The sequence below is a fragment of the Stenotrophomonas sp. YJH_SMC_10 genome (genome assembly GCF_059371555.1).
In genome coordinates this window covers 77,905-101,709 of the sequence record NZ_JCAFUS010000005.1, presented here as the reverse complement: position 1 = coordinate 101,709, position 23,805 = coordinate 77,905, and the positions used below count along the sequence as shown (strand labels likewise).

At 68.1% G+C, this 23,805-nt stretch carries 21 protein-coding genes; 16 read left to right on the top strand and 5 right to left on the bottom strand.

Annotated features, from left to right (window positions below):
• The first annotated feature begins 270 nt into the window (after positions 1–270).
• The 6 genes from AC5P9C_RS09120 (at position 271) to AC5P9C_RS09095 (ending at position 5,472) form a co-directional block, all read left to right on the top strand.
• Positions 271–1,236 (top strand): hypothetical protein, encoded by a 966-nt coding sequence (locus tag AC5P9C_RS09120; RefSeq protein WP_414615293.1) that lies wholly within the window; start codon positions 271–273, stop codon positions 1,234–1,236.
• Positions 1,229–1,777: a GTP-binding protein gene (locus tag AC5P9C_RS09115; protein WP_049467598.1), complete on the top strand. Its 549-nt coding sequence runs from the start codon at positions 1,229–1,231 to the stop codon at positions 1,775–1,777. The genes AC5P9C_RS09120 and AC5P9C_RS09115 overlap by 8 nt, the downstream gene beginning before the upstream one ends.
• Positions 1,770–2,186 (top strand): roadblock/LC7 domain-containing protein, encoded by a 417-nt coding sequence (locus AC5P9C_RS09110; protein ID WP_343541462.1) that lies wholly within the window; start codon positions 1,770–1,772, stop codon positions 2,184–2,186. The genes AC5P9C_RS09115 and AC5P9C_RS09110 overlap by 8 nt, the downstream gene beginning before the upstream one ends.
• Positions 2,187–2,239: 53 nt before the next feature.
• The gene (locus AC5P9C_RS09105) at positions 2,240–2,599 is read left to right on the top strand and encodes a hypothetical protein (protein ID WP_005419760.1); all 360 of its coding nucleotides are present in this window, start codon (positions 2,240–2,242) and stop codon (positions 2,597–2,599) included.
• 145 nt (positions 2,600–2,744) lie between these two features.
• Positions 2,745–4,475 (top strand): bifunctional isocitrate dehydrogenase kinase/phosphatase, encoded by a 1,731-nt coding sequence (gene aceK, locus AC5P9C_RS09100; protein WP_057495077.1) that lies wholly within the window; start codon positions 2,745–2,747, stop codon positions 4,473–4,475.
• A 94-nt stretch (positions 4,476–4,569) separates the two neighbouring features.
• The gene (locus AC5P9C_RS09095) at positions 4,570–5,472 is read left to right on the top strand and encodes an energy transducer TonB (protein WP_414615292.1); all 903 of its coding nucleotides are present in this window, start codon (positions 4,570–4,572) and stop codon (positions 5,470–5,472) included.
• Positions 5,473–5,512: 40 nt separating this feature from the next.
• On the opposite strand, the gene AC5P9C_RS09090 is transcribed toward AC5P9C_RS09095, so the two are convergent.
• The 3 genes from AC5P9C_RS09090 to trxA all read right to left on the bottom strand — a co-directional run bounded on the left by AC5P9C_RS09090 (position 5,513) and on the right by trxA (position 9,606).
• Complete coding sequence (locus tag AC5P9C_RS09090) at positions 5,513–7,087, bottom strand: sensor domain-containing diguanylate cyclase (protein ID WP_103282109.1); 1,575 nt, start codon at positions 7,085–7,087, stop codon at positions 5,513–5,515.
• Between the two features lie 209 nt (positions 7,088–7,296).
• Positions 7,297–9,048 carry a transcription termination factor Rho gene (gene rho / locus AC5P9C_RS09085; RefSeq protein ID WP_057495071.1) on the bottom strand — a complete coding sequence of 584 codons (1,752 nt, stop codon included), beginning with the start codon at positions 9,046–9,048 and terminating at the stop codon, positions 7,297–7,299.
• Positions 9,049–9,276: 228 nt separating this feature from the next.
• Positions 9,277–9,606 carry a thioredoxin gene (trxA, locus tag AC5P9C_RS09080; protein WP_005411275.1) on the bottom strand — a complete coding sequence of 110 codons (330 nt, stop codon included), beginning with the start codon at positions 9,604–9,606 and terminating at the stop codon, positions 9,277–9,279.
• Between the two features lie 510 nt (positions 9,607–10,116).
• Here trxA and rhlB point away from each other — a divergent pair.
• From rhlB to rpoH, 6 genes are all read left to right on the top strand, one after another.
• Positions 10,117–11,841 carry an ATP-dependent RNA helicase RhlB gene (gene rhlB, locus AC5P9C_RS09075; RefSeq protein WP_049467607.1) on the top strand — a complete coding sequence of 575 codons (1,725 nt, stop codon included), beginning with the start codon at positions 10,117–10,119 and terminating at the stop codon, positions 11,839–11,841.
• A 163-nt stretch (positions 11,842–12,004) separates the two neighbouring features.
• On the top strand, positions 12,005–12,691 hold the full coding sequence (ftsE, locus tag AC5P9C_RS09070) for a cell division ATP-binding protein FtsE (RefSeq protein ID WP_049424090.1): 687 nt from the start codon (positions 12,005–12,007) through the stop codon (positions 12,689–12,691).
• 2 nt (positions 12,692–12,693) lie between these two features.
• A complete protein-coding gene (ftsX, locus tag AC5P9C_RS09065) occupies positions 12,694–13,641 on the top strand; it encodes a permease-like cell division protein FtsX (protein WP_053461558.1) in 948 nt (315 codons plus the stop codon).
• Positions 13,642–13,648: 7 nt separating this feature from the next.
• Positions 13,649–14,491 carry a response regulator gene (locus tag AC5P9C_RS09060; RefSeq protein WP_049424094.1) on the top strand — a complete coding sequence of 281 codons (843 nt, stop codon included), beginning with the start codon at positions 13,649–13,651 and terminating at the stop codon, positions 14,489–14,491.
• Positions 14,488–15,201, top strand: a complete 714-nt coding sequence (ung, locus tag AC5P9C_RS09055) for a uracil-DNA glycosylase (protein ID WP_074726622.1) — start codon at positions 14,488–14,490, stop codon at positions 15,199–15,201. Before AC5P9C_RS09060 ends, ung begins: the two co-directional genes overlap by 4 nt.
• Positions 15,202–15,479: 278 nt before the next feature.
• On the top strand, positions 15,480–16,355 hold the full coding sequence (gene rpoH / locus AC5P9C_RS09050) for an RNA polymerase sigma factor RpoH (protein WP_005411269.1): 876 nt from the start codon (positions 15,480–15,482) through the stop codon (positions 16,353–16,355).
• Positions 16,356–16,490: 135 nt separating this feature from the next.
• Here rpoH and purD read toward each other — a convergent pair whose 3' ends face one another.
• Positions 16,491–17,774: a phosphoribosylamine--glycine ligase gene (gene purD, locus AC5P9C_RS09045; protein WP_495205152.1), complete on the bottom strand. Its 1,284-nt coding sequence runs from the start codon at positions 17,772–17,774 to the stop codon at positions 16,491–16,493.
• Positions 17,775–17,835: 61 nt separating this feature from the next.
• Positions 17,836–19,419: a bifunctional phosphoribosylaminoimidazolecarboxamide formyltransferase/IMP cyclohydrolase gene (gene purH / locus AC5P9C_RS09040; RefSeq protein ID WP_057495068.1), complete on the bottom strand. Its 1,584-nt coding sequence runs from the start codon at positions 19,417–19,419 to the stop codon at positions 17,836–17,838.
• Positions 19,420–19,628: 209 nt separating this feature from the next.
• Here purH and AC5P9C_RS09035 point away from each other — a divergent pair, with 209 nt between their 5' ends.
• Genes AC5P9C_RS09035 through AC5P9C_RS09020 form a run of 4 tightly spaced genes read left to right on the top strand, consistent with a single transcriptional unit; the run spans position 19,629 to position 23,794 of the window.
• On the top strand, positions 19,629–20,246 hold the full coding sequence (locus AC5P9C_RS09035) for a CDP-alcohol phosphatidyltransferase family protein (RefSeq protein ID WP_057495067.1): 618 nt from the start codon (positions 19,629–19,631) through the stop codon (positions 20,244–20,246).
• A gap of 34 nt (positions 20,247–20,280) precedes the next feature.
• On the top strand, positions 20,281–22,032 hold the full coding sequence (locus AC5P9C_RS09030) for a bifunctional alpha/beta hydrolase/class I SAM-dependent methyltransferase (protein ID WP_495205151.1): 1,752 nt from the start codon (positions 20,281–20,283) through the stop codon (positions 22,030–22,032).
• On the top strand, positions 22,032–23,360 hold the full coding sequence (locus AC5P9C_RS09025) for a phosphatase PAP2/dual specificity phosphatase family protein (RefSeq protein ID WP_495205150.1): 1,329 nt from the start codon (positions 22,032–22,034) through the stop codon (positions 23,358–23,360). The genes AC5P9C_RS09030 and AC5P9C_RS09025 overlap by 1 nt, the downstream gene beginning before the upstream one ends.
• Complete coding sequence (locus AC5P9C_RS09020; RefSeq protein ID WP_150827886.1) at positions 23,357–23,794, top strand: hypothetical protein; 438 nt, start codon at positions 23,357–23,359, stop codon at positions 23,792–23,794. The genes AC5P9C_RS09025 and AC5P9C_RS09020 overlap by 4 nt, the downstream gene beginning before the upstream one ends.
• The last annotated feature ends 11 nt before the right edge of the window (positions 23,795–23,805 follow it).

The following is a 23,805-nucleotide window of genomic DNA, read 5'->3' as shown; positions in this document are numbered from 1 at the left end:
TCGGCGCGGGTTTCTTTTTGGCTCCGGGGTCAGATCCCTTTTGCATGGCAAAAGGGATCTGACCCCAGGCGATGAAACCGTGACATCCGTCGGTCGTCGGAAGGCCGTCAAAGGGGCATGAAACTTGCCCGCGATGGCCGTCGCAGAACCGATCAGCACGCCGCTGCGACCCCGCTCAATCTGAGCAGTCGATCACGACGGCCTTCGTTGGCAATGGCCTAGCCTTGGCGACGCGAGACCACCGGGGAGGTGGTCACTCGGGGAACACGGATGGCACGCGTGCTGGTAGTGGGAACCGACATCCAGGGCGAGCAGGCGCTGCTGCAACGGCTGCGCGTGGCCTCGGCACTGCCGGATGGCCAGATCCGCCGCAGCCAGGACCTGGACGACTGCGACCTGCTGGTCATCCGCGATACCCCGGCGTTGCGCAACGCGGCGCAGCGCATGCGCCAGCAGCGGCCGCGCCTGCAGTGCTGGATCGAGGACATCGGCGGCCAGCTGCGTGACGGCGACGGACAGCAGGACGTACTCGACGATGGTGCCATCGGCCGCGCGCTGCGCCGCATGGAGTTGGCACCCGAGCCCTTGGCCATGCACGCACCTGCACCGATCCGTCTGGCCGATGGTGCGCACGCCATCACCCGCCTGCTGCGCGAGCGGCTGCCTTTGAGGCAAGGGCAGGCACTGTTGAGCGATGCGGGCGAGCCCTTGCTGCTGATGGATCTGGAGCACGACCAGGCGGTGCTGTTGCAGGAACCGGCGAGTGCGCTGGTGGAGCGCCTGGCCGATGCGTTCGAGCGCCTGCAGCTGGATGCGCTGACCCCTGCGCGCCTGCAGGCGCTGGCCGGTGACCGGCCCCGCCAGCCGCTGCGGCCGCTGTTGTGGCAATGGGCGCAGCGCAGCCGCCATTGGCAGGCACTGGATGAACGCCTGCGCGGTGCCTCGGTGAAGCTGCTGCGCTGGCCGGATTTCCGCGTGCTGGGACACGACCACGATGGTTTCCGCCTGTGCTCGCTGCTGCTCAAGCGTGCGTGCACGGTTGAAGAGTGCGCGATGCTGCTGGAACTGCCGGCGGCGGCAGTGCGCGACTTCATCCATGCCGCCTATCTGTGCGGCTACGCGCAGCTGCAGGCCGCCCCGGCGACGCCGATGATGGCGACCGACGGCAGCCGCGCCGACAGTGGATTGCTTGCCCGCCTGTGGCGGCACCTGCGCGGGAGCGAGCGCAATGCGTGAGCACAAGGTGGTCGTGCTGGGTGGCATGGGCAGCGGCAAGTCGACCCTGGTGCGCAGCATCGCTGCGGGCGCAGTGATCGATACCGACGTGGCCAACAGTGACCGCCTCGGTGCCGACAAGGCCTCCACCACCGTCGCGCTGGACTACGCAGACATCGACCTTCCCAATGGCGAGCGCCTGCGGCTGTACGGAACGCCCGGCCAGCAGCGCTTCGACTTCCTGTGGCCGATCCTGCTGCAGGGTGCGCGCGGCGCGGTGCTGCTGCTGGACGCGCGCCGCGCAGGCCTGGCCAGCGAGCTGGAGGACTACCTGCAGGTGCTGCAGCCGTTTGCATCGTCCCTGGCACTGGTGGTGGCGGTCACCCACCTGGACCAGGCGCCGCAGGCGGCACTGGATGACTGGGCCAGCCGAGCCTGCCTGGACGACCAGCCACTGCCGCTGCTGGCCATCGATGCCCGTGACCGGGAACAGGGACTGCTGCTGATGGACGTACTGATGAGCGAAATGGAAGCGCACGCACTGGTGGCTGCGCATGGCTGACGGGCAGATGGCGGTATTGCCCGACGCCGGCCAGCGTGAGCGCCTGCAACCCCTGCTGCAGGACCTGCAGCAGCGGGTCGAAGGGGTACGAACCGTGGTCCTGGCCAGCGTTGATGGCTTCGCCCTGGTCAGCGCCGGGGCCGACGGGCGCGGTGAACGGCTGGCCGCGATGACCAGCGCGATGCTGGCGCTGGCCGCGGCGGTCGGGCGCGAACTGGTGCTGGGTGATCTGCAGACGCTGATGCTGGAAGCCCTGGGCGGCAAGGTGCTGATGCTGGCGATCCAGGCTGATAGGCGCGCGCCGTTGCTGCTGATGGCGGCCTGCGACCAGCGCAGCGTGATCGGACAGGTGCTGTGGCAGAGCAGGGAATGTGGCCAGGCGATCCTGGCCGAACTCGGCGGATCGTGAGCCCGGCCGCAGGGGAACGAGGGGCTCGAACCAACTTCGACAAGGGGTGCGACGTGGCTGGATTGAATGAATCGTTGAACGCACTGATGGGTATCGACGGCGCGCAGGCCGTGGCGCTGGTCGACTACGAAAGCGGCATGCTGCTGGGCGAGGCCGGTGCCGGCATGGACATGGAAGTGGCTGCCGCCGGCAACACCGAAGTGATCCGCGCCAAGATGAAGACCGCCGCGTCGCTGAACCTCAACGACAGTATCGAAGACATCCTGATCTCGCTGGGCAAGGCGTACCACATCATGCGCCCGGTGGCGAAGAAGAAGGGCCTGTTCTTCTACATCGTCCTGGACCGTACCAAGTCCAACCTGGCATTGGCCCGGCGCAAGGTGCAGGACGTGGAGGCCGAACTGGCGATCTGAGCCGGTAGTGCCGGCCGCTGGCCGGCGTCTGCATCGATCCATCGACGTCCAGGTGCTGCCGGCCAGCGGCCGGCACTACCTCCGCACTCGACGCCATTGCACACGCCCGCGTATGGTGAAGCCGGTCCTTCCGGGTGAGCCCTGCATGTCCGAGCCTGACATCGCTGCCGAGCTGGCGCCGCGCATCGCCGGCGCCATCCGCGATGGTTTCGAGCAGTACCATGCCCGCTTCGCGGCGATCACCGCCCGTGCACGGCAGCGCTTCGAGCAGCGCGACTGGGCGGGCGCGCGCCAGGATGCGGTCGAGCGCATCGCGTTGTATGACCTGTGCATCGCCGAGCAGATGGATGCACTGCGCCGCCTCGCCGGCGACGTGATCGGCGAGCGCGCGCTGTGGCTGCAGGTGCATGCGCAGTACAGCGCACTGCTGCGGGGACTGATCGACGCCGAACTGTACAAGACCTTCTACAACACGTTGTCGCGGCGCCTGTTTTCCATCCGTGGCGTGGATCCGGCGCTGGAGTTCATCGCCTTCGATGTCGAGCCATCCGACGCGATCACCCATCCGGTCGCCCGGCATACCTATGCCGTCTCGCCGACGCGGCCGGTGGAGGCCCTGCAGCGCGTGCTGGCCGACTACCGTTTCGACATTCCGTATGCGCACCAGCTGCGCTGCGCGGCGGCCATCGCCGTGCGCCTGCAGGACGATCTGGCGCACTGGGGCGATACGCCGGTGCGCAGCATCGAGCTGCTCGACACCGTGTTCTACCGGGAGCGCCGCGCCTACCTGGTCGGCCGGGTGTTCGGCGAGCACCGCTTCTCGCCGTGCGTGATCGCACTGGTCAACGATGAGCGTGGCCTGCGTGCCGATGCAGTGCTGACCCGGCGTCGCGACGTTGCCCACCTGTTCGGCGTCTCGCGCAGCTACTTCCAGGCCAACCTAGCAACGGTCGGCGATGCGGTGGTATTCCTGCGCAGCCTGCTGCCGGGCAAGCCGATCGATGAACTCTACACGGTGCTGGGCCGTGCCAAGCAGGGCAAGACCGAGCGTTACCGCACCTTCTTCCGCCACTTCAACGAGCACCGGCAGGAGCGGCTGGTGCATGCCGAGGGCACGCCGGGCATGGTCATGGCGGTGTTCACCCTGCCCAGCTATCCGCTGGTGTTCAAGCTGATCCGCGACCGCTTCGCCTGGCCCAAGGCGATGTCGCGGCAGCAGGTGGAAGAGAAGTACGCGCTGGTGTTCAACCTCGACCGCGTCGGCCGCCTGCTCGATGCGCAGCCGTATCGCCACCTGCGCTTCCCGCGTGACCGTTTCGCACCGGCCTTGCTGGAAGAGCTGCTGCAGCAGTGCGCGCAGAGCGTGCGCGTGGATGGCGACGAGGTGGAAGTGGCCCTGTGCTACGTACAGCGCCGCTTCCGGCCATTGAACCTGTACCTGCGCGAGCAGGGCGGCGAGGCCGTGCGCGCGGCGGTACTGGACTATGCGCAGGCGATCACCGACATGGCGCGCAACAACATCTTCCCCGGCGACATGCTGCCGAAGAACTTCGGCGTATCCCGGCATGGCCGGGCCGTGTTCTACGACTATGACGAGTTGTGCCTGGTCAGCGACTGCGTGTTCCGCGCCTGGCCGCAGCCACGTACGCCGGAGGACGCCATGGCCGACGAGCCCTGGTTCCATGTCGGTCCACGCGATGTGTTCCCGGAGCGCTTCGGCCCGTTCATGGGCCTGCCTGCCAGCGAACTGGCGGCCGTGCGGGAGCACTACCGGCACCTGTTCGACCCCGCTTGGTGGCAGGGCCTGCAGGCGCGCTTCGCCGACGGTGACTATCCGGATACGCCGCCCTACGCGGCGGCCCATCGCCTGGCCTGAACGGCGTGGCGTGGACCGCCCGCGGTGGACCGCCTGCCGGTCCCGCTCGGACTGCGGTACGCTCAGGGTTCACTTCATCACCATGGATCCGGCAATGATGCGCTCCCCCTTGTTCCTTGCCCTGGCCCTGGCGTTCGCCGCCGGTGCTCCCCTGCTGCCCGCCGACGCCGTGGCCCAGAACGCGCGCGCGGTGCGCGCCACTGCCGAGATGAGCATGGTGCTGTCGGGCAGCATCGAGGTAGCGGCCGATGGTTCGGTCCGCACGCTGGTCCTGGACCAGCGGGCCATGCTTGCACCAGGCATCGTGTCGTTCGTGGAAGGTGCCATCCGCGGCTGGCAGTTCGAGCCGACGCTGCAGGACGGCAAGCCGGTGGCCGCCCACGCCCCGTTGCGGGTGCGCCTGCGGGGCAAGGAGCAGGAGGACGGCAATTACCAGATCAGCATGACCAGTGTCGACTTCAGTGAATATGATCCGAAGGCTACCGATTCGGTGACCCGGAAGAGCCTGCCGCCACCGCGCTACCCTGAGGATGTCTACCGCATTGGCGGGCAGGGCGACGTGCTGCTGCTGGTCAAGGTGGCCCGCGACGGGACCGTGGCCGACGTCATTGCCGAACAGGTGAACATGACCATGGTCGCGCCGGAGCGGATCATGGCCAAGATGCGCGACCAGCTCGCCAAGGCCAGCATCAGCAGCGCACGCAAGTGGACCTTCGTCCCGCCGACCACCGGCGAGGACAGTACGCGGGACTTCTGGACCGTGCGCGTGCCGGTGAACTTCGCCCTGAACGGCAACACCGGCAGCAACGGCAACGCCCAGCCGGAACGCTACGGCCGCTGGCGTGTCTTCATTCCCGGCCCGCGCCAGGACGCACCGTGGCGCAAGCCGGATGCCGCCGAGCAGGCGGGCAGTGATCTGTTGCCGGCCGGCGGCGTGTACATGGTCGATGGCACCCAGCGCGGCCTGCGCCTGCTGACGCCGCCGGCCCAGCGCTGAGCCCGGCGTGCGTGAAGCGGTCGGCCAGGCCGGCCGCGTCTCAGTCTGCGTACGGGTAGACCACTACCCGGTTGCGGCCCTGTTCCTTGGCCATGTAAAGCGCCTTGTCAGCCAGCCGCAGCGCTTGTTCGGCATCGACATGGAAGCTTGGGAAGTGGGCCACGCCCAGTGACACGGTGATGGTCCCGACCGGTTCGAACCGATGATCGGCGATGTGCTGGCGCAGGCGCTCGCCGGCCTGGCGCGCCGAGTCCGTACTGATGCCCGGCAACAGCAGCAGGAATTCCTCGCCACCGGCGCGGCAGAGGAAGTCGCTGTCGCGCGAGTAGCGGCGCATCTGGTCGGCAATATGGACGATGGCCGCGTCGCCGACGTCGTGGCCATGGCTGTCGTTGATCGATTTGAAGCGATCGATGTCCAGCGCCAGGATCGCGAACGGAATGCCCTGCACCTGCAACGCCTCCAGCGCCTGCTGCAGGCCGCGCCGATTGAGCAGGCCGGTCAGCGGATCGGTGCGGCTGGCGCGGTTGAGCGTGCCGATGCGGTCCTGCAGCGCATTGAAACTGTGCAGCACCGCCTGCTTGAGCTGGGCGACCTCGAAGTACCACGCACGGATGCCGCTGACATGGTTGATCGCATTGCCGGTGTCCTCGCCGCCCTGCACGTTGCGCGCCAGCTGCCACAGCGGCATCGAAATGCGGCGCGCGAACCACCAGGTCACCAGCAGCGACAGCAGGCCGAGCGGAATCGCGTTCCAGATCACCGCGGTCATCAACCGCGACAACGGCTGCAACGTGGCCTCGGTCGGGCGCTGGGCGATGATGCCCCAGCCGGTGGCCGGCACCGGCGCATAGCCGGCCAGCATCGACACGCCCAGGTTGTTGCGCACCTGCTGGGCGCCGCGTTCTCCGCGCACCACCGCCTTCACCGCCGGGTTGCCGACCACGTAGTCGCCGACCCGCTTGCCGTCGGCGTGATACAGCAGGCGGCCATGGCGATCGACCACGTACAGGTAGGAGCCATCGCGGTAATAGTGCTTGCCCAGCAGCGTATGCAGCGCGCTGCGCTGGCGCAGGTACAGGGTGCCGCTGACGTAGCCGCGGTAGCGACCCTGGCGGTCGAAGATCGGGTGCGACAGTGACACCAGCAGCTTGCCGGTGGTCGACTGGTACGGGTCGCTGATCATCGGCTGGCGTGCCGCCAGCGCGGCGTTGTTGCCGACACTGTGCAGCACCTCGCCCTGCAGCTGCAGGGTCTGCGGCGAGGTGGCGATCACCAGCCCATCCGCATCCACGACCAGCGAGGAATTGAAGCTGTTGGTCTGCAGCTGCAGTCGGCTGGCTTCATCCTGCGCCTGTGCCGGGTCCAGATCGCCCTGGCCCAGCCGGGTGGCGGCGTAGGCCAGCTCCTGCTGCGCGGCCAACAGGAAGTTCTGGGTGGTCTCGGCCAGCTTGGTGGCATAGACACGGTTGGCTTCCAGGGTATTGCCGACCAGCTGGTCGCGCTGCACCCGGTAGCTGGCCAGCAGGGTGTTGGCCAGCGCGATGATGGCGCTGAGCAGGGCCAGGGCGAGGATCAGCTTGCCCAGGTTGAGGCGGGGGGACAGCGTGCGCATGCGTCGGCGGATCCGGCAGGAGGCTGGACCCGACCGGTTCTCCGGAAGGGGCGACAGCGGGAATCGGTGGCCATGCCCGCAGGGCCGGGCAGGGTAGTGGTCGAATTATCGCCAAAAGTCGGCGCCGGCAAAGTGAAGTGGGTCGCCCTGCAGGCAAAAAAAAACCTGCCGCAGCGAGCGGCAGGTTTCTTCCGACGCAGTGCCGGGACTCAGCGCTTCATCGAACCGAAGAACTCGTCGTTGGACTTGGTGTTCTTCATCTTGTCGAGCAGGAACTCCATCGCGGCCATTTCATCCATCGGATGCAGCAGCTTGCGCAGGATCCAGATCTTCTGCAGCAGTTCCGGTTCGATCAGCAGGTCTTCGCGGCGGGTGCCGGAACGGTTGATGTCGATGGCCGGGAACACGCGCTTTTCAGCGATGCGGCGGCTCAGGTGCACTTCGCTGTTGCCGGTGCCCTTGAACTCTTCGTAGATCACCTCGTCCATCTTCGAGCCGGTATCGACCAGCGCGGTGGCGATGATGGTCAGGCTGCCGCCTTCCTCCACGTTGCGCGCGGCACCGAAGAAGCGCTTCGGGCGATGCAGGGCGTTGGCGTCCACGCCACCGGTCAGCACCTTGCCCGAGCTCGGCACCACGTTGTTGTAGGCGCGGGCCAGGCGGGTGATCGAGTCGAGCAGGATCACCACGTCCTTCTTGTGCTCGACCAGGCGCTTGGCGCGCTCGATGACCATTTCGGCCACCTGCACGTGGCGCGCGGCCGGCTCGTCGAAGGTCGAGCTGATGACCTCGCCGCGCACGGTGCGCTGCATTTCGGTCACTTCTTCCGGGCGCTCGTCGATCAGCAGCACGATCAGGTGCACGTCCGGATGGTTGGTGGTGATGGCGGTGGCGACCTGCTGCATCATCATGGTCTTGCCAGCCTTCGGCTGCGACACGATCAGCGAGCGCTGGCCCTTGCCCTGCGGTGCCATCAGGTCGAGGATGCGGCCGGTGATGTCTTCCGACGAACCATTGCCACGCTCCAGGGTGAAGCGGCGGCGCGGGAACAGCGCGGTCAGGTTCTCGAACAGCACCTTGTTCTTCGACGCTTCGATCGGCTCGCCGTTGATGGTGTCGACGATGTTCAGCGCGAAGTAGCGCTCGCCGTCCTTCGGGAAGCGGATGCGGCCGGAGATGTGGTCGCCGGTGCGCAGGTTGAAGCGGCGGATCTGGCTGGGCGAGATATAGGTGTCGTCCGGGCCGGCCAGGTAGCTGGCCTCGGCCGCGCGCAGGAAGCCGAAGCCGTCCGGCAGGATTTCCAGCACGCCGTCGGCGGCGACGCCGTCGCCGTGGCGGGTCAGCACCTTCAGCAGCGCGAAGATCACGTCCTGCTTGCGGGCACGGGCCACGCCTTCGGAGATCTGCAGCTGCTCGGCGATTTCCAGCAGCTTCTGCGCCGGCATGCGCTTGAGGTCGCTCAGCGAGTAGACCGGGAAGCCCTCGGGCACGTTGGCATGCGGGCGCGGCACGAACGGCTGCTGCTCGCCGCCATCGTTGGGCAGGCCATCGTCGCGGAAGCGGTTGTTGCGGTCACGGTCGCGGCGGTTGCGGAAGCGGTCGCGGCGGTTGCCCTGCCCCTGGCCCTGCTGACCCTGCTGGCCGTTCTGGTTGTACGGGTTCTGGCCCTGGTTCTGGCCGCCCCCCTGGTGGTTCTGCTGGCGCGGCTGGCCGGATTCGCGACCCTCGCTGCCTTCGCCACCGCCACTGCTGGCAGGGGCCTCGGCGGCGGGCGCGCTCGGCGCGGGGGCTGCAGCCGGCGCCGGCGCTTCGGGCGCGGCGGCCAGCGGCAGGGTCGGCTGCGCCGGAGCGGCGCTGGTTTCGGCGGCTGCCGGGGCGGCGGCCTTGCTCACGCGGGGCTTGCGCACGCGCTTTTCGGCGGGCGCATCGGCGCTGCCGGTTTCAGAAGTGTTATCGGACAAGAGCGTTATTCCTCGCTTGAAGGTGCGAGCGCCCGGCTGGGGCGGCGAACGTTGGGAATGGGTCTGGAAGGAACTGCGTCCAGAGGGTGCGGCACGCGAACGCGGCCGGATATGCCGACACTATCATCGGCCCGCGGCGCCATGCAAGGGTCGCCGGGAACAGCATTCATCATGGGCGCGGGGCGCCCGCCGGCAGCCGCGCTCGGCGGCTGCCGGGAACCGGCAGGATCAGGCCAGGGCCTTGTCCAGCAGGCCGGCCAGCTGAGCCTTGCCCACCGCACCGATCTGCTCGCCGACCTTCTCGCCGTCCTTGAACACGACCAGGTACGGAATAGAACGCACGTGGTACTTGGCGGCCAGCGCGCGGTTGTGGTCGACGTTGACCTTGGCGATCTTGGCGCGGCCCTGGTAGGCATCGGCCAGTTCGTCCAGCGCCGGGGCGATCATCTTGCACGGGCCACACCATTCGGCCCAGAAATCGACCAGCACCGGTTCCTTGGAATTCAGCACTGCGCTATCAAAGTCGGCATCGCCGACGTGTACAACCTTGTCGCTCATCTTGGTTTCTCGTCTTGGATTGCACCCGGCGATGCCGGAGGTGGGTGAACTGGGCCATGCCCGGTGGCGCGACCCTCGTCGTTGCCTCGCGGCGGACTGCCGCGGTGCGTTCGGCGGGATGCCTGGACGCTCACGGCCGGCAGTGTACCCCTATCGCAGGGCAGGGACAGGCGCCAGCTGGAACCCAGCGTATCGTGATCGCTTCGATGCCCGGTATGTGTCGGATTTCACTGTCCTCCTGTAGATGGGGCTGGCAGTGAACGACACCAGCGGCCCGGGCCGGGCCGTTCAAGTCCGGTGTGGCTGGGTGAAGGCCGTGCGTCTCCTGGTGTCGTGAGACCGTCCATTCCGGTTTGCCGGCCCGAGTGCGTTAAACTGGGGCATTGTGCGGCGCGCGGACCGGTGGTCCCAGCCTGCCAACCCGCCGCAGGGGCCGCAGTTTGCGACGGTGCCCCTAGACGATGAAGTGCCAGCCGCCCCACGGGCCGGCGGCCATACCAAGACGGACTCATGAGCGACAAACCGCTGACCGATTTGACCTTCTCCTCCTTCGAGCTGCATCCGGCCCTGCAGGCCGGCCTTGAAGGAGCCGGATTCACCCGCTGCACCCCGATCCAGGCGCTGACATTGCCGGTCGCGCTGCCCGGTGGTGATGTCGCCGGCCAGGCGCAGACCGGCACCGGCAAGACCCTGGCCTTCCTGGTCGCTGTCGTGAACCGCCTGCTGACCCGCCCGGCGCTGGCCGATCGCAAGCCGGAAGACCCGCGCGCGCTGATCCTCGCCCCGACCCGCGAACTGGCCATCCAGATCCACAAGGATGCGGTGAAGTTCGGTTCCGACCTGGGCCTGCGTTTCGCGCTGGTCTACGGCGGCGTGGATTACGACAAGCAGCGCGAGCTGCTGCAGCAGGGCGTGGACGTGATCATCGCCACCCCGGGCCGCCTGATCGACTACGTCAAGCAGCACAAGGTGGTGTCGCTGCACGCTTGCGAGATCTGCGTGCTGGACGAAGCCGACCGCATGTTCGATCTGGGCTTCATCAAGGACATCCGCTTCCTGCTGCGCCGCATGCCGGAACGCACCATCCGCCAGACCCTGCTGTTCAGCGCCACCCTCAGCCATCGGGTGCTGGAGCTGGCCTACGAGCACATGAACGAGCCGCAGAAGCTGGTGGTCGAAGCCGAGACCATCACCGCTGCGCGCGTCCGCCAGCGCATCTACTTCCCGGCCGACGACGAGAAGATCCCGTTGCTGCTGGGCCTGCTGTCGCGCAGCGAAGGCGCGCGCACCATGGTGTTCGTCAATACCAAGGTGTTCGTCGAACGCGTCGCCCGTTCGCTGGAAAAGGCCGGCTACCGTGTCGGCGTGCTGTCCGGCGACGTGCCGCAGAAGAAGCGTGAGAGCCTGCTCAACCGCTTCCAGAAGGGCCAGCTGGAAATCCTGGTGGCTACCGACGTGGCTGCGCGCGGCCTGCACATCGACGGCATCAAGTACGTCTACAACTACGACCTGCCGTTCGACGCCGAAGACTACGTGCACCGCATCGGCCGCACCGCGCGCCTGGGCGAAGAGGGTGATGCGATCAGCTTCGCCTGCGAACGCTACGCCATGGGCCTGCCGGACATCGAGGCCTACATCGAGCAGAAGATTCCGTCCGAACCGGTCACCAAGGAACTGATGACGCCGCTGCCGCGCCCGGAACGTCCGGCCCCGGCGGCGGGCGAGGAAGGCGACGACAACGAAAGCGTCGGCCAGATCTTCCGCGAAGCGCGCGAAGCCCGCGCCGCCGAGGAAGAGCGTCGTGGCGGTGGCCGCAACGGCGGTCGTTCCGGCAGTGGCGGGGGTCGCGGTGGTCGCGACGGTGAGCGCAGCGGCGAACGCCGTTCGCGCGGCCCGCGCAAGCCGCGTGTGGAAGGCGAGCAGGGCGCTGCCGCCCCGGTCGCCGGTGCTGAAGGCGCCGCCGCCCCGGCCCCTCGTCCGCCGCGCCCGCCGCGCGCCGAAGGCGCACCGGAAGGCGCCGTGGATGGCGAACACAAGCCGCGCAAGCGCCGTCGCCGTCGCCACGGCCGTCCGGTCGAGGGTGCCGAGGGTGTACAGGCCAACGCCGGCAACGGCGCCAGCCCGGTGACCCCGGTGCAGGTGGTGGCCAAGCCGGTGCGCACGGCCGCCGACACCGGTGACTCGTTCCTGACCCGCATCGGCCGCAAGATCCGCCGGATGCTGTCGGGCAGCTGATCGGCGCTGCCGATCAGCGGGTAGCACCCGACCGCTGGTCGGGTGGCTTTGAACGGTAGTGCCGGCCGCTGGCCGGCAGCCATGTGGGTTGCCGGCCAGCGGCCGGCACTACCGATCGCGCGGCCGTCTCCACGACGTCGCGCCGGTCCTGCATAATCGGGGCATGAGTGTCCTGCGCTTCGACAATGTCAGCAAACAGTACGCCGGTGGCCATGAGGCGCTGACCGATGTCAGCTTCGAGGTTGCGCCAGGCGAGATGCTGTTCGTCACCGGCCATTCCGGTGCGGGCAAGAGCACCCTGCTCAAGTTGATCCATCTCGACGAGCGGCCGAGCCGCGGCGCGGTGGTGTTCGACGAGCGCAACCTGCTGAAGGTGCGCGGTGGCGACGTGCCCCGCCACCGACGCGCGGTCGGGGCGGTCTACCAGGACCACCGGCTGCTGATGGACCGCTCGATCGCCGAGAATGTCGCGCTGCCGCTGATCCTGCGCGGCACCCGCCGTGGTGACATCAGCAAGCGCGTGCGCTCGGTACTCGAACGGATGGGCCTGGGCCATCGCGAGAAGGCGTTGCCGTCCCAGCTGTCGGCCGGCGAACAGCAGCGCGTCGGCATCGCCCGCGCGATCGTCGGCGAGCCCAAGCTGCTGGTGGCCGATGAGCCGACCGGCAACCTCGACCCGACCCTGGCGGCGGAGATCATGGCCCTGTTCGCCGAGCTGCCCTCGCGGGGCACCAGCGTGCTGGTGGTCAGCCACGACCTGCCGCTGCTGCGCCGCATGCGCAAGCGCGTGCTGATCCTCGACCACGGCCGGCTGGTGGATGACATCTCGCCGCAGGACCTGGCGGAGTAACCATGGCGAAGAACGAAAACAGCGAAGCCGCCGCCCCCTCGCGCGTGGGCGTCTGGTTCCAGCACCACGTGCACAGCGTGGTGTTCAGCCTGGGCCGCGCCTGCCGCAAGCCGTGGGCGACCCTGCTCACGGTGATGGTCATGGCGCTGGCGCTGGCCCTGCCGCTGGGCCTGTCGATCGCGCTGGACAACCTCAAGCAGTTCGCCGGCAGCGTGCAGCAGTCGCGCGACATCAATGTATTCCTGAAGGGCGACGTCGATGGACCCGGCGCGCTGCGCCTGGCCGGCCAGTTGCGCGACCGCGACGACGTGGCCGAAGTGAACGTGCGCACGCCCGAGCAGGGTCTGCAGGAACTGCGCGATGCCGGCCTCGGTGAGGCGATCGACGCACTCAACGACAATCCGCTGCCCTCGCTGCTGGTGATCACCCCGGGCCAGGGCAAGGACGACGCACGCCTGGCGCGCGCGCTGGAAAGCCTGCCCGAGGCCGACCTGGTGCAGCACGATGCGCTGTGGCGCCAGCGCCTGGATGCCTGGCTGGCGTTCGGCGCGCGGCTGGTGCAGGTGCTGTCGGTGCTGCTCGGCGTGGGTGCCGCGCTGGTGGTCGGCAACACGGTGCGCCTGGACATCCAGGCCCGTCGCGAGGAGATCGGCGTGCTGCAGCTGCTGGGCGCCAGCGATGGCTTCATCCGTCGTCCCTTCCTGTACCTGGGCGCGTGGTACGGGCTGGGCGCCGGCGCGGTCGCGCTGGGCCTGATCGGGGCGGCCGGTGCCGCGCTGCGCGTGCCGCTGGCCGAACTCTCGCGCAGCTATGGCAGCCCGTTCGTGCTGCACGGCCTGGACCTGCTGCACGGTGGCCTGGTCCTGCTCGGCACGCTGCTGCTGGGCTGGCTGGGCGCCTGGCTGGTCACCGGCCACTTCCTCCGCCAGACCCGCCCGACCGACACCTGAGACCGGCATGCAACCGCAAGCGCTGAAGCACCTTGAAGGGCCCGCGACGCGGGTGATGGTGGTCGATGGTTCGAAGCTGGTCCGCAAGCTGATCGCCGACGTCCTGCAGCGCGACCTGCCGGGCGTGGAGGTGATCGGCTGCGACAGCATCGAGGACGCGCAGCAGGCGCTGGCGCAGGGCCCGGTGGACCTGGTGACGACCTCGCTGACCCTGCGTGATGGCGACGGCCTGGCGCTGGCGCGGATGGTGCGCGAAGCGGCCGGCCAGGCCTACGTGCCGGTGATCGTGGTCTCCGGCGACGCCCAGCAGCACCTGGAGCAGCGCCGTTTCACCGAATACGTCACCGACTACTTCGACAAAGCGCTCGGCCATGAAGCGCTGGCGACCTTCATCCGGGGCTATGTACAGCCGCAGACCATTCCCGGCGCGACCATCCTCTACATCGAGGACAGCCGCGTGGTGGCCGAGGCGACCAAGCGCATGCTGGAACGCCAGCAGTTGAACGTGCTGCACGTGGTCAGCGCCGAGGAGGCATTCACCCTGCTCACTGCCGAGTCGCTGGGCCGCAGCCGCCACCGCATCGACCTGGTGCTGACCGACGTCACCCTGAAGGGCGAGCTGAGCGGCCGCGACGTGGTGCAGCGCGTGCGGGTGGACTTCGGCTACGGCAAGCGCCGCCTGCCCGTGCTGGTGATGACCGGCGACGGCAACCCCCACAACCAGACCGGGCTGCTGCAGTCCGGTGCCAACGACCTGGTGCTGAAGCCGATCGAAGAGCGGCTGCTGGTCACCAAGGTGCTGTTCCAGCTGCGCCTGGCCCGATTGAATGATGGACCCTTGTTGCGATGATCGATGAAGTAACCGACACCCCGACGATCCAGCTGGAACCGAGCTGGAAGCAGCACGTCGGCGAGTACCTGTTGCAGCCGCAGATGCGCGAGCTGTCGGCCTTCCTGCGCCAGCGCAAGGCCAGCGGTGCGGCGGTGTTCCCGCCCGGGCCGCAGATCTTCGCAGCGTTCGACGCCACGCCGTTCGAGCAGGTGAAGGTGGTGATCCTCGGCCAGGACCCGTACCACGGGCGCGGCCAGGCCCATGGCCTGAGTTTCTCGGTACTGCCCGGCGTGCCGGTGCCGCCGTCGCTGCTGAACATCTACAAGGAGATCGAGACCGATCTCGGTATCCCGCGCCCGGACCACGGCTGCCTGATCCCGTGGGCGCAGCGCGGCGTGCTGCTGCTCAATGCCGTGCTGACGGTGGAAGAGGGCAAGGCCGGCGCGCACCAGGGCCGCGGCTGGGAAGGCTTCACCGATCACGTGGTGGATGTGCTCAACCGCGAGCGCGAAGGACTGGTGTTCATGCTCTGGGGTGCCTATGCGCAGCAGAAGGGCAAGGTGATCGACACCCGCCGCCATCGCGTGCTGAAGTCGCCGCATCCGTCGCCGCTGTCGGCCCATCGGGGCTTCCTCGGCTGCCATCATTTCTCGATGGCCAACGAGTACCTGCAGCGCCACGGCCAGGCCCCGATCGACTGGTCGCTGCCGCCGCGCTCGGCACTCTGAGCGTTGGCGGGCCGCTGGGCCTGAACACCGGGCAACGTCCCCGGGACTGAATGGGCCTTCAGAACGGCCCGTTCAGCTCCGCTTGACTGGAATCGGCCGCTTCATGGCAGGTAATTGCTTGAATTCCAAGGGATTGTGAATCCCGAAAAGCGTGCTCGCCACTGTCATCAAATCGCGCTACGGTAGGGCTCTGTTTGGGACCAGTGTTGCATCAATAGGATGCTGGAACTTTTTCCTCCTTTAGCAGTCCAAATCCCGGACTGCTAAGATGGGTGCCTATGAGCCAGAACACCTCTACTGCCCTTGTGGCAAACAATCTCCCGATTCCCAGTGCGCTCGGTTCGCTGGACGCCTACATCGGTGCCGTGCACCAGATCCCGGTGCTGTCGGTCGATGACGAACAGGACCTGGCCCGTCGCTTCCGCGATGGCAACGATCTGGACGCCGCCCGCGAGCTGGTGCATTCGCACCTGCGCTTCGTGGTGCACGTGGCCCGCGGCTACAACGGCTACGGCCTCGCCCTGGGCGACCTGATCCAGGAAGGCAACATCGGCCTGATGAAGGCGGTCAAGCGCTTCGACCCGGACATGGGCGTGCGCCTGGTTTCCTTCGCGGTGCACTGGATCCGTGCCGAGATGCACGAGTTCATCCTGAAGAACTGGCGCATCGTGAAGGTCGCCACCACCAAGGCGCAGCGCAAGCTGTTCTTCAACCTGCGCAAGTCGAAGACGCGCCTGGGCTGGATGAACGCGGCGGAAGTGAGCGCGGTGGCCAAGGACCTGAACGTGTCCGAGCGCGAGGTCATGGAAATGGAGTCGCGCCTGTCCGGCCGCGATATCGGTTTCGATGCGCCGACCGACGAGGACAACGAACACGCACCGCCGTCGCCGGCTGCGTTCCTGGTCGCCGATGACGAAGACCCGTCGATGGCCTACGAGCGCGAGGACAGCGAAGACAACCAGATGCAGCTGCTGCGCGAAGGCCTGGCGGAACTGGATGCGCGTTCGCGTGACATCATCCGCCGACGCTGGCTGGATGCCGACAGCAAGGTGACGCTGCAGGAGCTGGCCGACGAGTACGGCGTGTCGGCCGAGCGCATCCGCCAGGTTGAAGCGAACGCGCTGAAGAAGATGAAGGCGCTGTTCACCGCGTAAGGCGGGATGGCGTTGAAGCAATGAAAAGGCCCGGCATTGCCGGGCCTTTTCTTTTCGGTGGCGTTCTCATCCACGCATGGCGTGGATCTACCCAATGTCAGTAGAGGCACGCCCTACGTGGCTGCGGCGCGGTCGTCACTCTTCGCGTGCGATCGCGCGCCAGCCAATGTCGTTGCGGTGGAACTCGTTGGCCCAGGTCACCTTGGCCACGCCGGCATAGGCATTGGCCTGCGCGTCGCGCACGCTGTCGCCCAGTGCGGCCACGCACAGCACGCGGCCGCCGGCACTGACCACCTGGCCCTGCGCATCCAAAGCCGTACCGGCATGGAACACCTTGGCACTGGCCGGCACGTCGTCCAGGCCGGAAATCACCTCACCGGTGATCGGCGCTTCGGGGTACGGCCTGGCCGCCAGCACCACGCCCAGCGACGGGCGCGCATCCCACTGCGCTTCGACCTGGTCCAGCTGGCCATCGATGGCGGCTTCCACCAGTTCGACCAGGTCCGACTGCAGGCGCAGCATCACCGGCTGGGTTTCCGGGTCGCCGAAGCGCACGTTGAATTCGATCACCTTCGGTGCGCCGCTGGCGTCGATCATCAGGCCGGCATAGAGGAAGCCGGTGAAGGGAATCCCGTCGGCGATCATGCCCTGCACGGTGGGATTCACCACCTCGCGCATCACGCGTGCATGCACCTCCGGCGTCACCACCGGGGCTGGCGAGTAGGCGCCCATGCCGCCGGTATTCGGGCCGGTGTCGCCGTCGCCGACCCGCTTGTGGTCCTGCGAGGTGGCCATCGGCAGCGCATGCACGCCGTCCACCATCGAAATGAAGCTGGCTTCCTCGCCGTCGAGGAATTCCTCGATGACCACGCGTGCGCCGGCATCGCCGAACGCGTTGCCGGAGAGCATGTCACGCACTGCATCTTCGGCTTCGGTCAGGCTCATCGCGACGATCACGCCCTTGCCAGCGGCCAGGCCATCGGCCTTGACCACGATCGGCGCACCCTTCTCGCGGATGTAGGCCAAGGCGTCGTCCACGTCGGTGTGCACGGCGTAGAACGCGGTGGGGATGTTGTGGCGCGCCAGGAAGTCCTTGGCGTAGGCCTTGCTGCCTTCCAGCTGCGCGGCAGCGGCGGTCGGCCCGAAGATGCGCAGGCCGGCGGCGCGGAAACGGTCGACCACGCCGGCCACCAGCGGTACTTCCGGGCCGACCACGGTCAGTGCCACGCCTTCAGCCTGGGCCAGCGCCAGCAGGCCGTCGATATCGGTGACCTTGACCGCCACGTTGCGGCACTTGCCTTCGCTGGCGGTGCCGGCATTGCCGGGCGCCACGATCACTTCAGTGACACGGGAGGACTGGGCCAGCTTCCATGCCAGGGCGTGTTCGCGGCCGCCAGAGCCGATGACGAGGATCTTCATGGGACAGGGTTCTCGGGTACGGAAGAGAAAAGCCGGGCAGAGCCCGGCTTCGTGATGCGGATCAGTGGCGGAAGTGGCGCACGCCGGTGAACACCATGGCCAGGCCATGTTCGTCGGCGGCGGCGATCACTTCGGCATCGCGCATCGAACCGCCCGGCTGGATGACCGCCTTGATGCCGGCGGCAGCGGCGGCATCGATGCCGTCGCGGAACGGGAAGAACGCATCGGAAGCCATCACCGAGCCCTCGACCACCAGGTTCGCATCGGCGGCCTTGATGCCGGCGATGCGGGCCGAATACACGCGGCTCATCTGGCCGGCGCCGACACCGATGGTGCGGTTGTCCTTGGCATAGACGATCGCGTTGGACTTCACGAACTTGGCCACCTTCCAGGCGAACAGCAGGTCGGTGAACTGCCTGTCGGTCGGCGCCAGCTTGCTGACCACCTTCAGTTCGTCGCGGGTCATGCCGCGGTTGTCCGACGACTGCAGCAGCAGGCCCGAGCCGACGCGCTTGCTGTCGAAGTTGTTCAGGCCGTCGCCGTGCGGGATGCGCAGCACGCGCACGTTGGCCTTCTTCTGCGCGTATTCCAGCGCGGCCGGCTCGTAGTCCGGGGCGATCAGCACTTCGACGAACTGGCGGTCGAGGATCACCTTGGCGGTGGCCGCGTCCAGCGGCTTGTTGAAGGCGATGATGCCGCCGAAGGCGCTGGTCGGGTCGGTCGCGTAGGCCAGCTCATAGGCATCGCCGTTGCCGGCACCGACGGCCACGCCGCACGGGTTGGCGTGCTTGACGATGACGCAGGCCGGCGCATCGAACTGGCGCACGCATTCCCACGCCGCATCGGCGTCGGCCAGGTTGTTGTAGCTCAGCTCCTTGCCCTGCAGCTGCTGGAAGGTGGCCAGCGTGCCCGGCACCGGGTACAGGTCGCGGTAGAACGCGCCGCTCTGGTGCGGGTTCTCGCCGTAGCGCAGGTCCATCACCTTCACGAAGGTGGAATTCATCTGCGCCGGGTACTCGGCACGGGCCGGCACGGCCGCGTCGGTGGCGGTGACTGCCGACAGGTAGTTGCTGATCGCGGCATCGTACTGGGCGACGCGGTTGAACGCGGCCACCGAGAATGCGAAGCGGGTGGCGGCCGTCAGCTGGCCGTTGTTGGCCTCCAGCGAGGCCAGCAGCTCGGCGTACTGCGACGGGTCGGTGGCCACTGCCACGCGGGCGAAGTTCTTGGCCGCCGAGCGCAGCATCGCCGGGCCGCCGATGTCGATGTTCTCGACCGCGTCGGCCAGGGTGCAGTCAGCCTTGGCGGTGACCGATTCGAACGGGTACAGGTTCAGCACCAGCAGGTCGATGGCACCGATGCCGTGTTCGGCCATCACTGCGTCATCCAGGCCCGAACGGCCCAGCAGGCCGCCGTGCACCATCGGGTGCAGGGTCTTGACCCGGCCGTCCATCATTTCCGGGAAACCGGTGACCTCGGCCACGTCCTTCACGGCCAGGCCCGCATCGCGGATCGCCTTGGCGGTGCCGCCGGTGGACAGCAGCTCCACGCCGCGTGCCGCCAGCGCGGTGGCCAGCTCGACCAGACCGGTCTTGTCGGAAACGGAGAGGAGGGCCCGGCGGACGGGCAACAGATCAGCAGTCATGGGACAGAATCGGCAGCGGAGCGGGGCCGATATTGTAGGCGGTGGGGGCCGGTGGCGGGCGCTGATGGGGAAAATCGACCTGCACCGATGGCCCTCTGGCCGCTTCAGCACCGCATGGCCGGGGGGCGGTCCGCAAGCAATTCGATGGGGCGCGCTGCCCCAATCGGGTAGGCTGTGCCGGAACTGCCAAGGATCAGCGGGTTCGGATCGTGTCGATCTATGCATTGAAAGGACGTTTTCAGGACCTGTTGCGTCCGGCCGTACGCGGCCTGTACCGCATGGGGATCACCGCCAACGCGGTGACCGTGGCCGCCGCCGTGGTCTCGCTGCTGGTGGCCGCCGCCGTATGGTGCTGCGCGCCGGCCCAGCCCCTGCTGTACCTGCTGCTGCCGCTGTGGATGCTGCTGCGCATGGCGCTCAACGCCGTGGACGGCATGCTGGCCCGCGAGTTCGGCCAGCAGTCGCGGCTGGGCGCCTATCTGAACGAGCTGTGCGATGTGATTGCCGACGCGGCGCTGTACCTGAGCCTGCTCAGCGTGCCGGGCGTGCGCACCGAGGCGCTGTGGCTGCTGGCCTGGGCGGCGGCGCTGAGCGAGTACGCCGGTGTGCTGGGGCTGATGGTCGGTGCCAGCCGTCGCTATGACGGCCCGATGGGCAAGAGCGACCGCGCCTTCGTGATCGGTGTGCTGGGCCTGCTGCTGGCGTTCGAGTGGGTTGGCGCGACGACGGTCACTGGCGTGGCCGCGGCCCTGGCGGTGCTGTGCGTGCTGACGATGATCAACCGCGTCCGTCGCGGACTGCGGGAAGCGGCGGTCTCGCCGAATTAATCAAGCAGATACAAAAAGACAATCAGGAGATTGCATGCGTCAGGCGCAGGAACGGGAATTCCACAGCTTCGACCAGGTACCGCTGTTCTACCGGTACTGGGCGGGCTCCACCGCAACGCCGGCCACCCGGGCCATCGTGCTGCTGCACCGCGGGCATGAGCACTCCGGGCGGGTCACCCACCTGGTCGATGAGCTGGACCTGCCCGACACCGCCTTCTTCGCCTGGGATGCACGCGGCAATGGCCGCTCGCCGGGCGCGCGTGGCGATGCACCGGGCTTCCCGGCGCTGGTGCGCGACCTGGACAGCTTCATCGCGCACATCGGCGCCGAGCACGGTATCGCGGTGGAAGACATCGTGGTGATCGCGCAGAGCGTGGGCGCGGTGGTCGCCGCGACCTGGGTGCACGACTACGCCCCACGCCTGCGCGCGCTGGTGATGGCCTCGCCGGCGTTCAAGGTGAAGCTGTACGTACCGTTCGCGCGCCCGGGCCTGGCCTTGATGCAGAAGCTGCGCGGCAACTTCTTCGTCAACAGCTACGTCAAGCCGCAGTGGCTGACCCATGATCCGGCGCGGGTGGAAAGCTATCGCACCGACCCGCTGATCACCCGGCCGATCTCAGTGCGCGTGCTGCTGGGCCTGTACGAAGCGGCTGACCGCATCGTCGCCGATGCGCAGGCCATCAGCGTGCCGGTGCAGCTGCTGGTGTCCGGTTCCGACTTCGTGGTGCATCGCGGCCCGCAGGACCGCTTCTACGAGCGCCTGTCCAGCCCGATCAAGGAGCGCGTGCACCTGCCGGGCTTCTTCCACGACACGCTGGGTGAACGCGATCGCGCACCGGCACTGGCGCGCATCCGCAGCTTCATCCAGGCGCGTTTCGCCGAACCGTTGCGCGAGCTGTCACGGCGCGATGCGCACCGCCATGGGGCGACCTTCGAAGAGTCCGAGATCCTGGCCTGGCCGCCGGAGCGCAACAGCCTGGCCGACCTGCGCTGGCGCGTGGTGCGCGGTGGCCTGCGCTTCGGTGGCCGGTTGTCCGAAGGCATCGCGCTGGGCCTGCAGACCGGTTTCGATTCGGGTAGCACGCTGGATTACATCTACCGCGACGAAGCACGCGGCAAGGGCCCGTTGGGGCGGATGATCGACCGCAACTACCTGGACGCGATCGGCTGGCGGGGCATTCGCGTGCGTGGCCAGCACCTGCAGGAACTGCTGCGCGACGCTGCACAGCGCCTGCGCGGGCAAGGCACGCCAGTGCGCGTGCTGGATGTCGCCGCCGGCCATGGCCGCTATGTGCTCGAAGCGCTGGGCCAGGGCGAGCAGCGCGCCGACCGCATCGTGCTGCGCGACTTCAGCGATCTGAACGTGGCCCAGGGCCAGGCGTTGATCGAGCGCCTGGGCGCGGCTGATATCGCACGCTTCGAGCAGGGCGATGCGTTCGATCCGGCACAGCTGGCGAGGGTCGATCCGGCGCCGACGCTGGCGGTGGTCTCGGGCCTGTACGAACTGTTCCCCGACAACGACGCCGTGCTGCGCTCGCTGATGGGCATCGCCGCGGCCGTTCCGGTGGGCGGCTACCTGGCCTATACCGGCCAGCCCTGGCACCCGCAGCTGGAATTCATCGCCCGTGCGTTGACCAGCCACCGCGGTGGCGCGGCCTGGGTGATGCGCCGCCGTACCCAGCAGGAGATGGATGAGCTGGTGCGCCTGGCCGGGTTCGAGAAGGTGGCGCAGCGTATCGACGACTTCGGCATCTTCACCGTGTCGCTGGCGCGCCGGACCGCGTGATGGCGACGCTCGCCGCATCCCCACTGGTCGCAGAAGGGCGCCCCTGGCGGCGCGCCCTGTTGTGGCTGGCGCTGCTGGGTCCGTTCTTCTTCGCCAGCTATGGCTTCGCCAACTGGATGGCCGGCCGCCACGCCACCCTGCCGGTCATGGCGTTCGCCTGGGAAACCCACATTCCGTTCGTACCGTGGACGATCGTGCCGTACTGGTCGATCGACCTGTTCTACGCGATCTCGTTCTTCCTGTGCCGGCAGCGCCTGGAGCTGGACCGGCACGCGCTGCGGCTGTTCAGTGCGCAGGTCATCGCGGTGGCCTGCTTCCTGCTGTGGCCGCTGCGCTTCAGCTTCGAACGACCGGAGATCGACGGTGTGTTCGGCTGGCTGTTCGATGTGCTGCTGGGCTTCGACAAGCCGTTCAACCAGGCACCGTCGCTGCACATCGTGCTGTTGATCGTGCTGTGGGTGAAGTTCGCGCAGTACCTGCACGGGGTGTGGCGCTGGGTGCTGCACGTGTGGGCGCTGCTGATCGGCGTCTCGGTGCTGACCACGTTCCAGCATCATTTCATCGATATCCCGACCGGCCTGCTGGCCGGCTGGCTGTGCGTGTGGCTGTGGCCGGAGCAGGGCACGCCACCGTTGCGGGCCTGGCGCACCGTGCGGGATGGCAGACGTTGGCGATGGGCGGTGCTGTACCTGCTGGGCGCCGCCGTGCTGCTGGTGCCTGTGGTCCTGCTGCGCGGCATGGCGTTGTGGCTGCTGTGGCCGGTGGTGTCGCTGCTGCTGGTGGCGCTGGCCTATGCCGGGCTCGGTACGGCGGTGTTCCAGAAGCGCGCCGATGGCCGCCTGAGCATGGCGGCACGCTGGCTGCTGGCGCCGTACCTGGGCGCGGCCTGGATCAATTCGCGGCTGTGGACGCGGCGTGCGCCGCAGCCGGTGCCGGTGACGGACGGCGTGTGGCTGGGGCGTATTCCCTGCGCGGCGTTGCCAGCACCGCTGATGGGCGTGGTCGATGCCTGTGCCGAGCTGTCCTGCCGCGCGCCGGGCGCGGCGTATGCCAGCGTGCCGATGCTGGACCTGGTGGTGCCCACGCCGCACCAGTTGCGCGAGGCGGCCGAGGCCATTGAGCGACTGCGGGTACAGGGGCCGCTGCTGGTGTGCTGCGCATTGGGTTACTCACGCAGTGCCGCCGGAGTTGCCACCTGGCTGCTGCGCAGTGGGCGTGCCGCCGATGCCGAAGGGGCGGTGGCGATCGTGCGCGCTGCACGCCCCGGCATCGTGCTGGGCCCGGCACATCTGCGCGCCATTGCTGCTGCGGCGGGGGCCGGCGCATGAGTGCGGTTCCCGATCTGGCGACCATGCAGTTGTTGCTGCGCCAGGGACGGTGGCCGGCATCGCTGTCGCTGGGGCTGCTGCTGGCAGCGTTGCTGCTGCTGGGCGTCGAACCTGGGCTGGCGATGATCGCCGCCGGCCTGTTGCTGCTCAGCATTGCCGCGGGCATCGCACAGGCTTACCACGCATGGCGGGTCGGGCTGGACGCCGGCCTGCTGCAACTGCTGCGCGATGAAGGCCTGGACGGCGAAGCCGCTGCGCGCCGTACCGACCAGCTGCTGCACGACAGTGGCCTGCGCCGCGCACCGCCCGACGCGCCGCTGCGCGGGTGGGACCTGCGCTGGGCCGGCATGCGTCGCCTTCTATTGCGGCAGTACCTGCTGACGGCCGTGCAGTTTGCACTGCTGGTAATCGCCGTGTTGTGGCCGCAGACGTGAACCGGAGGGGC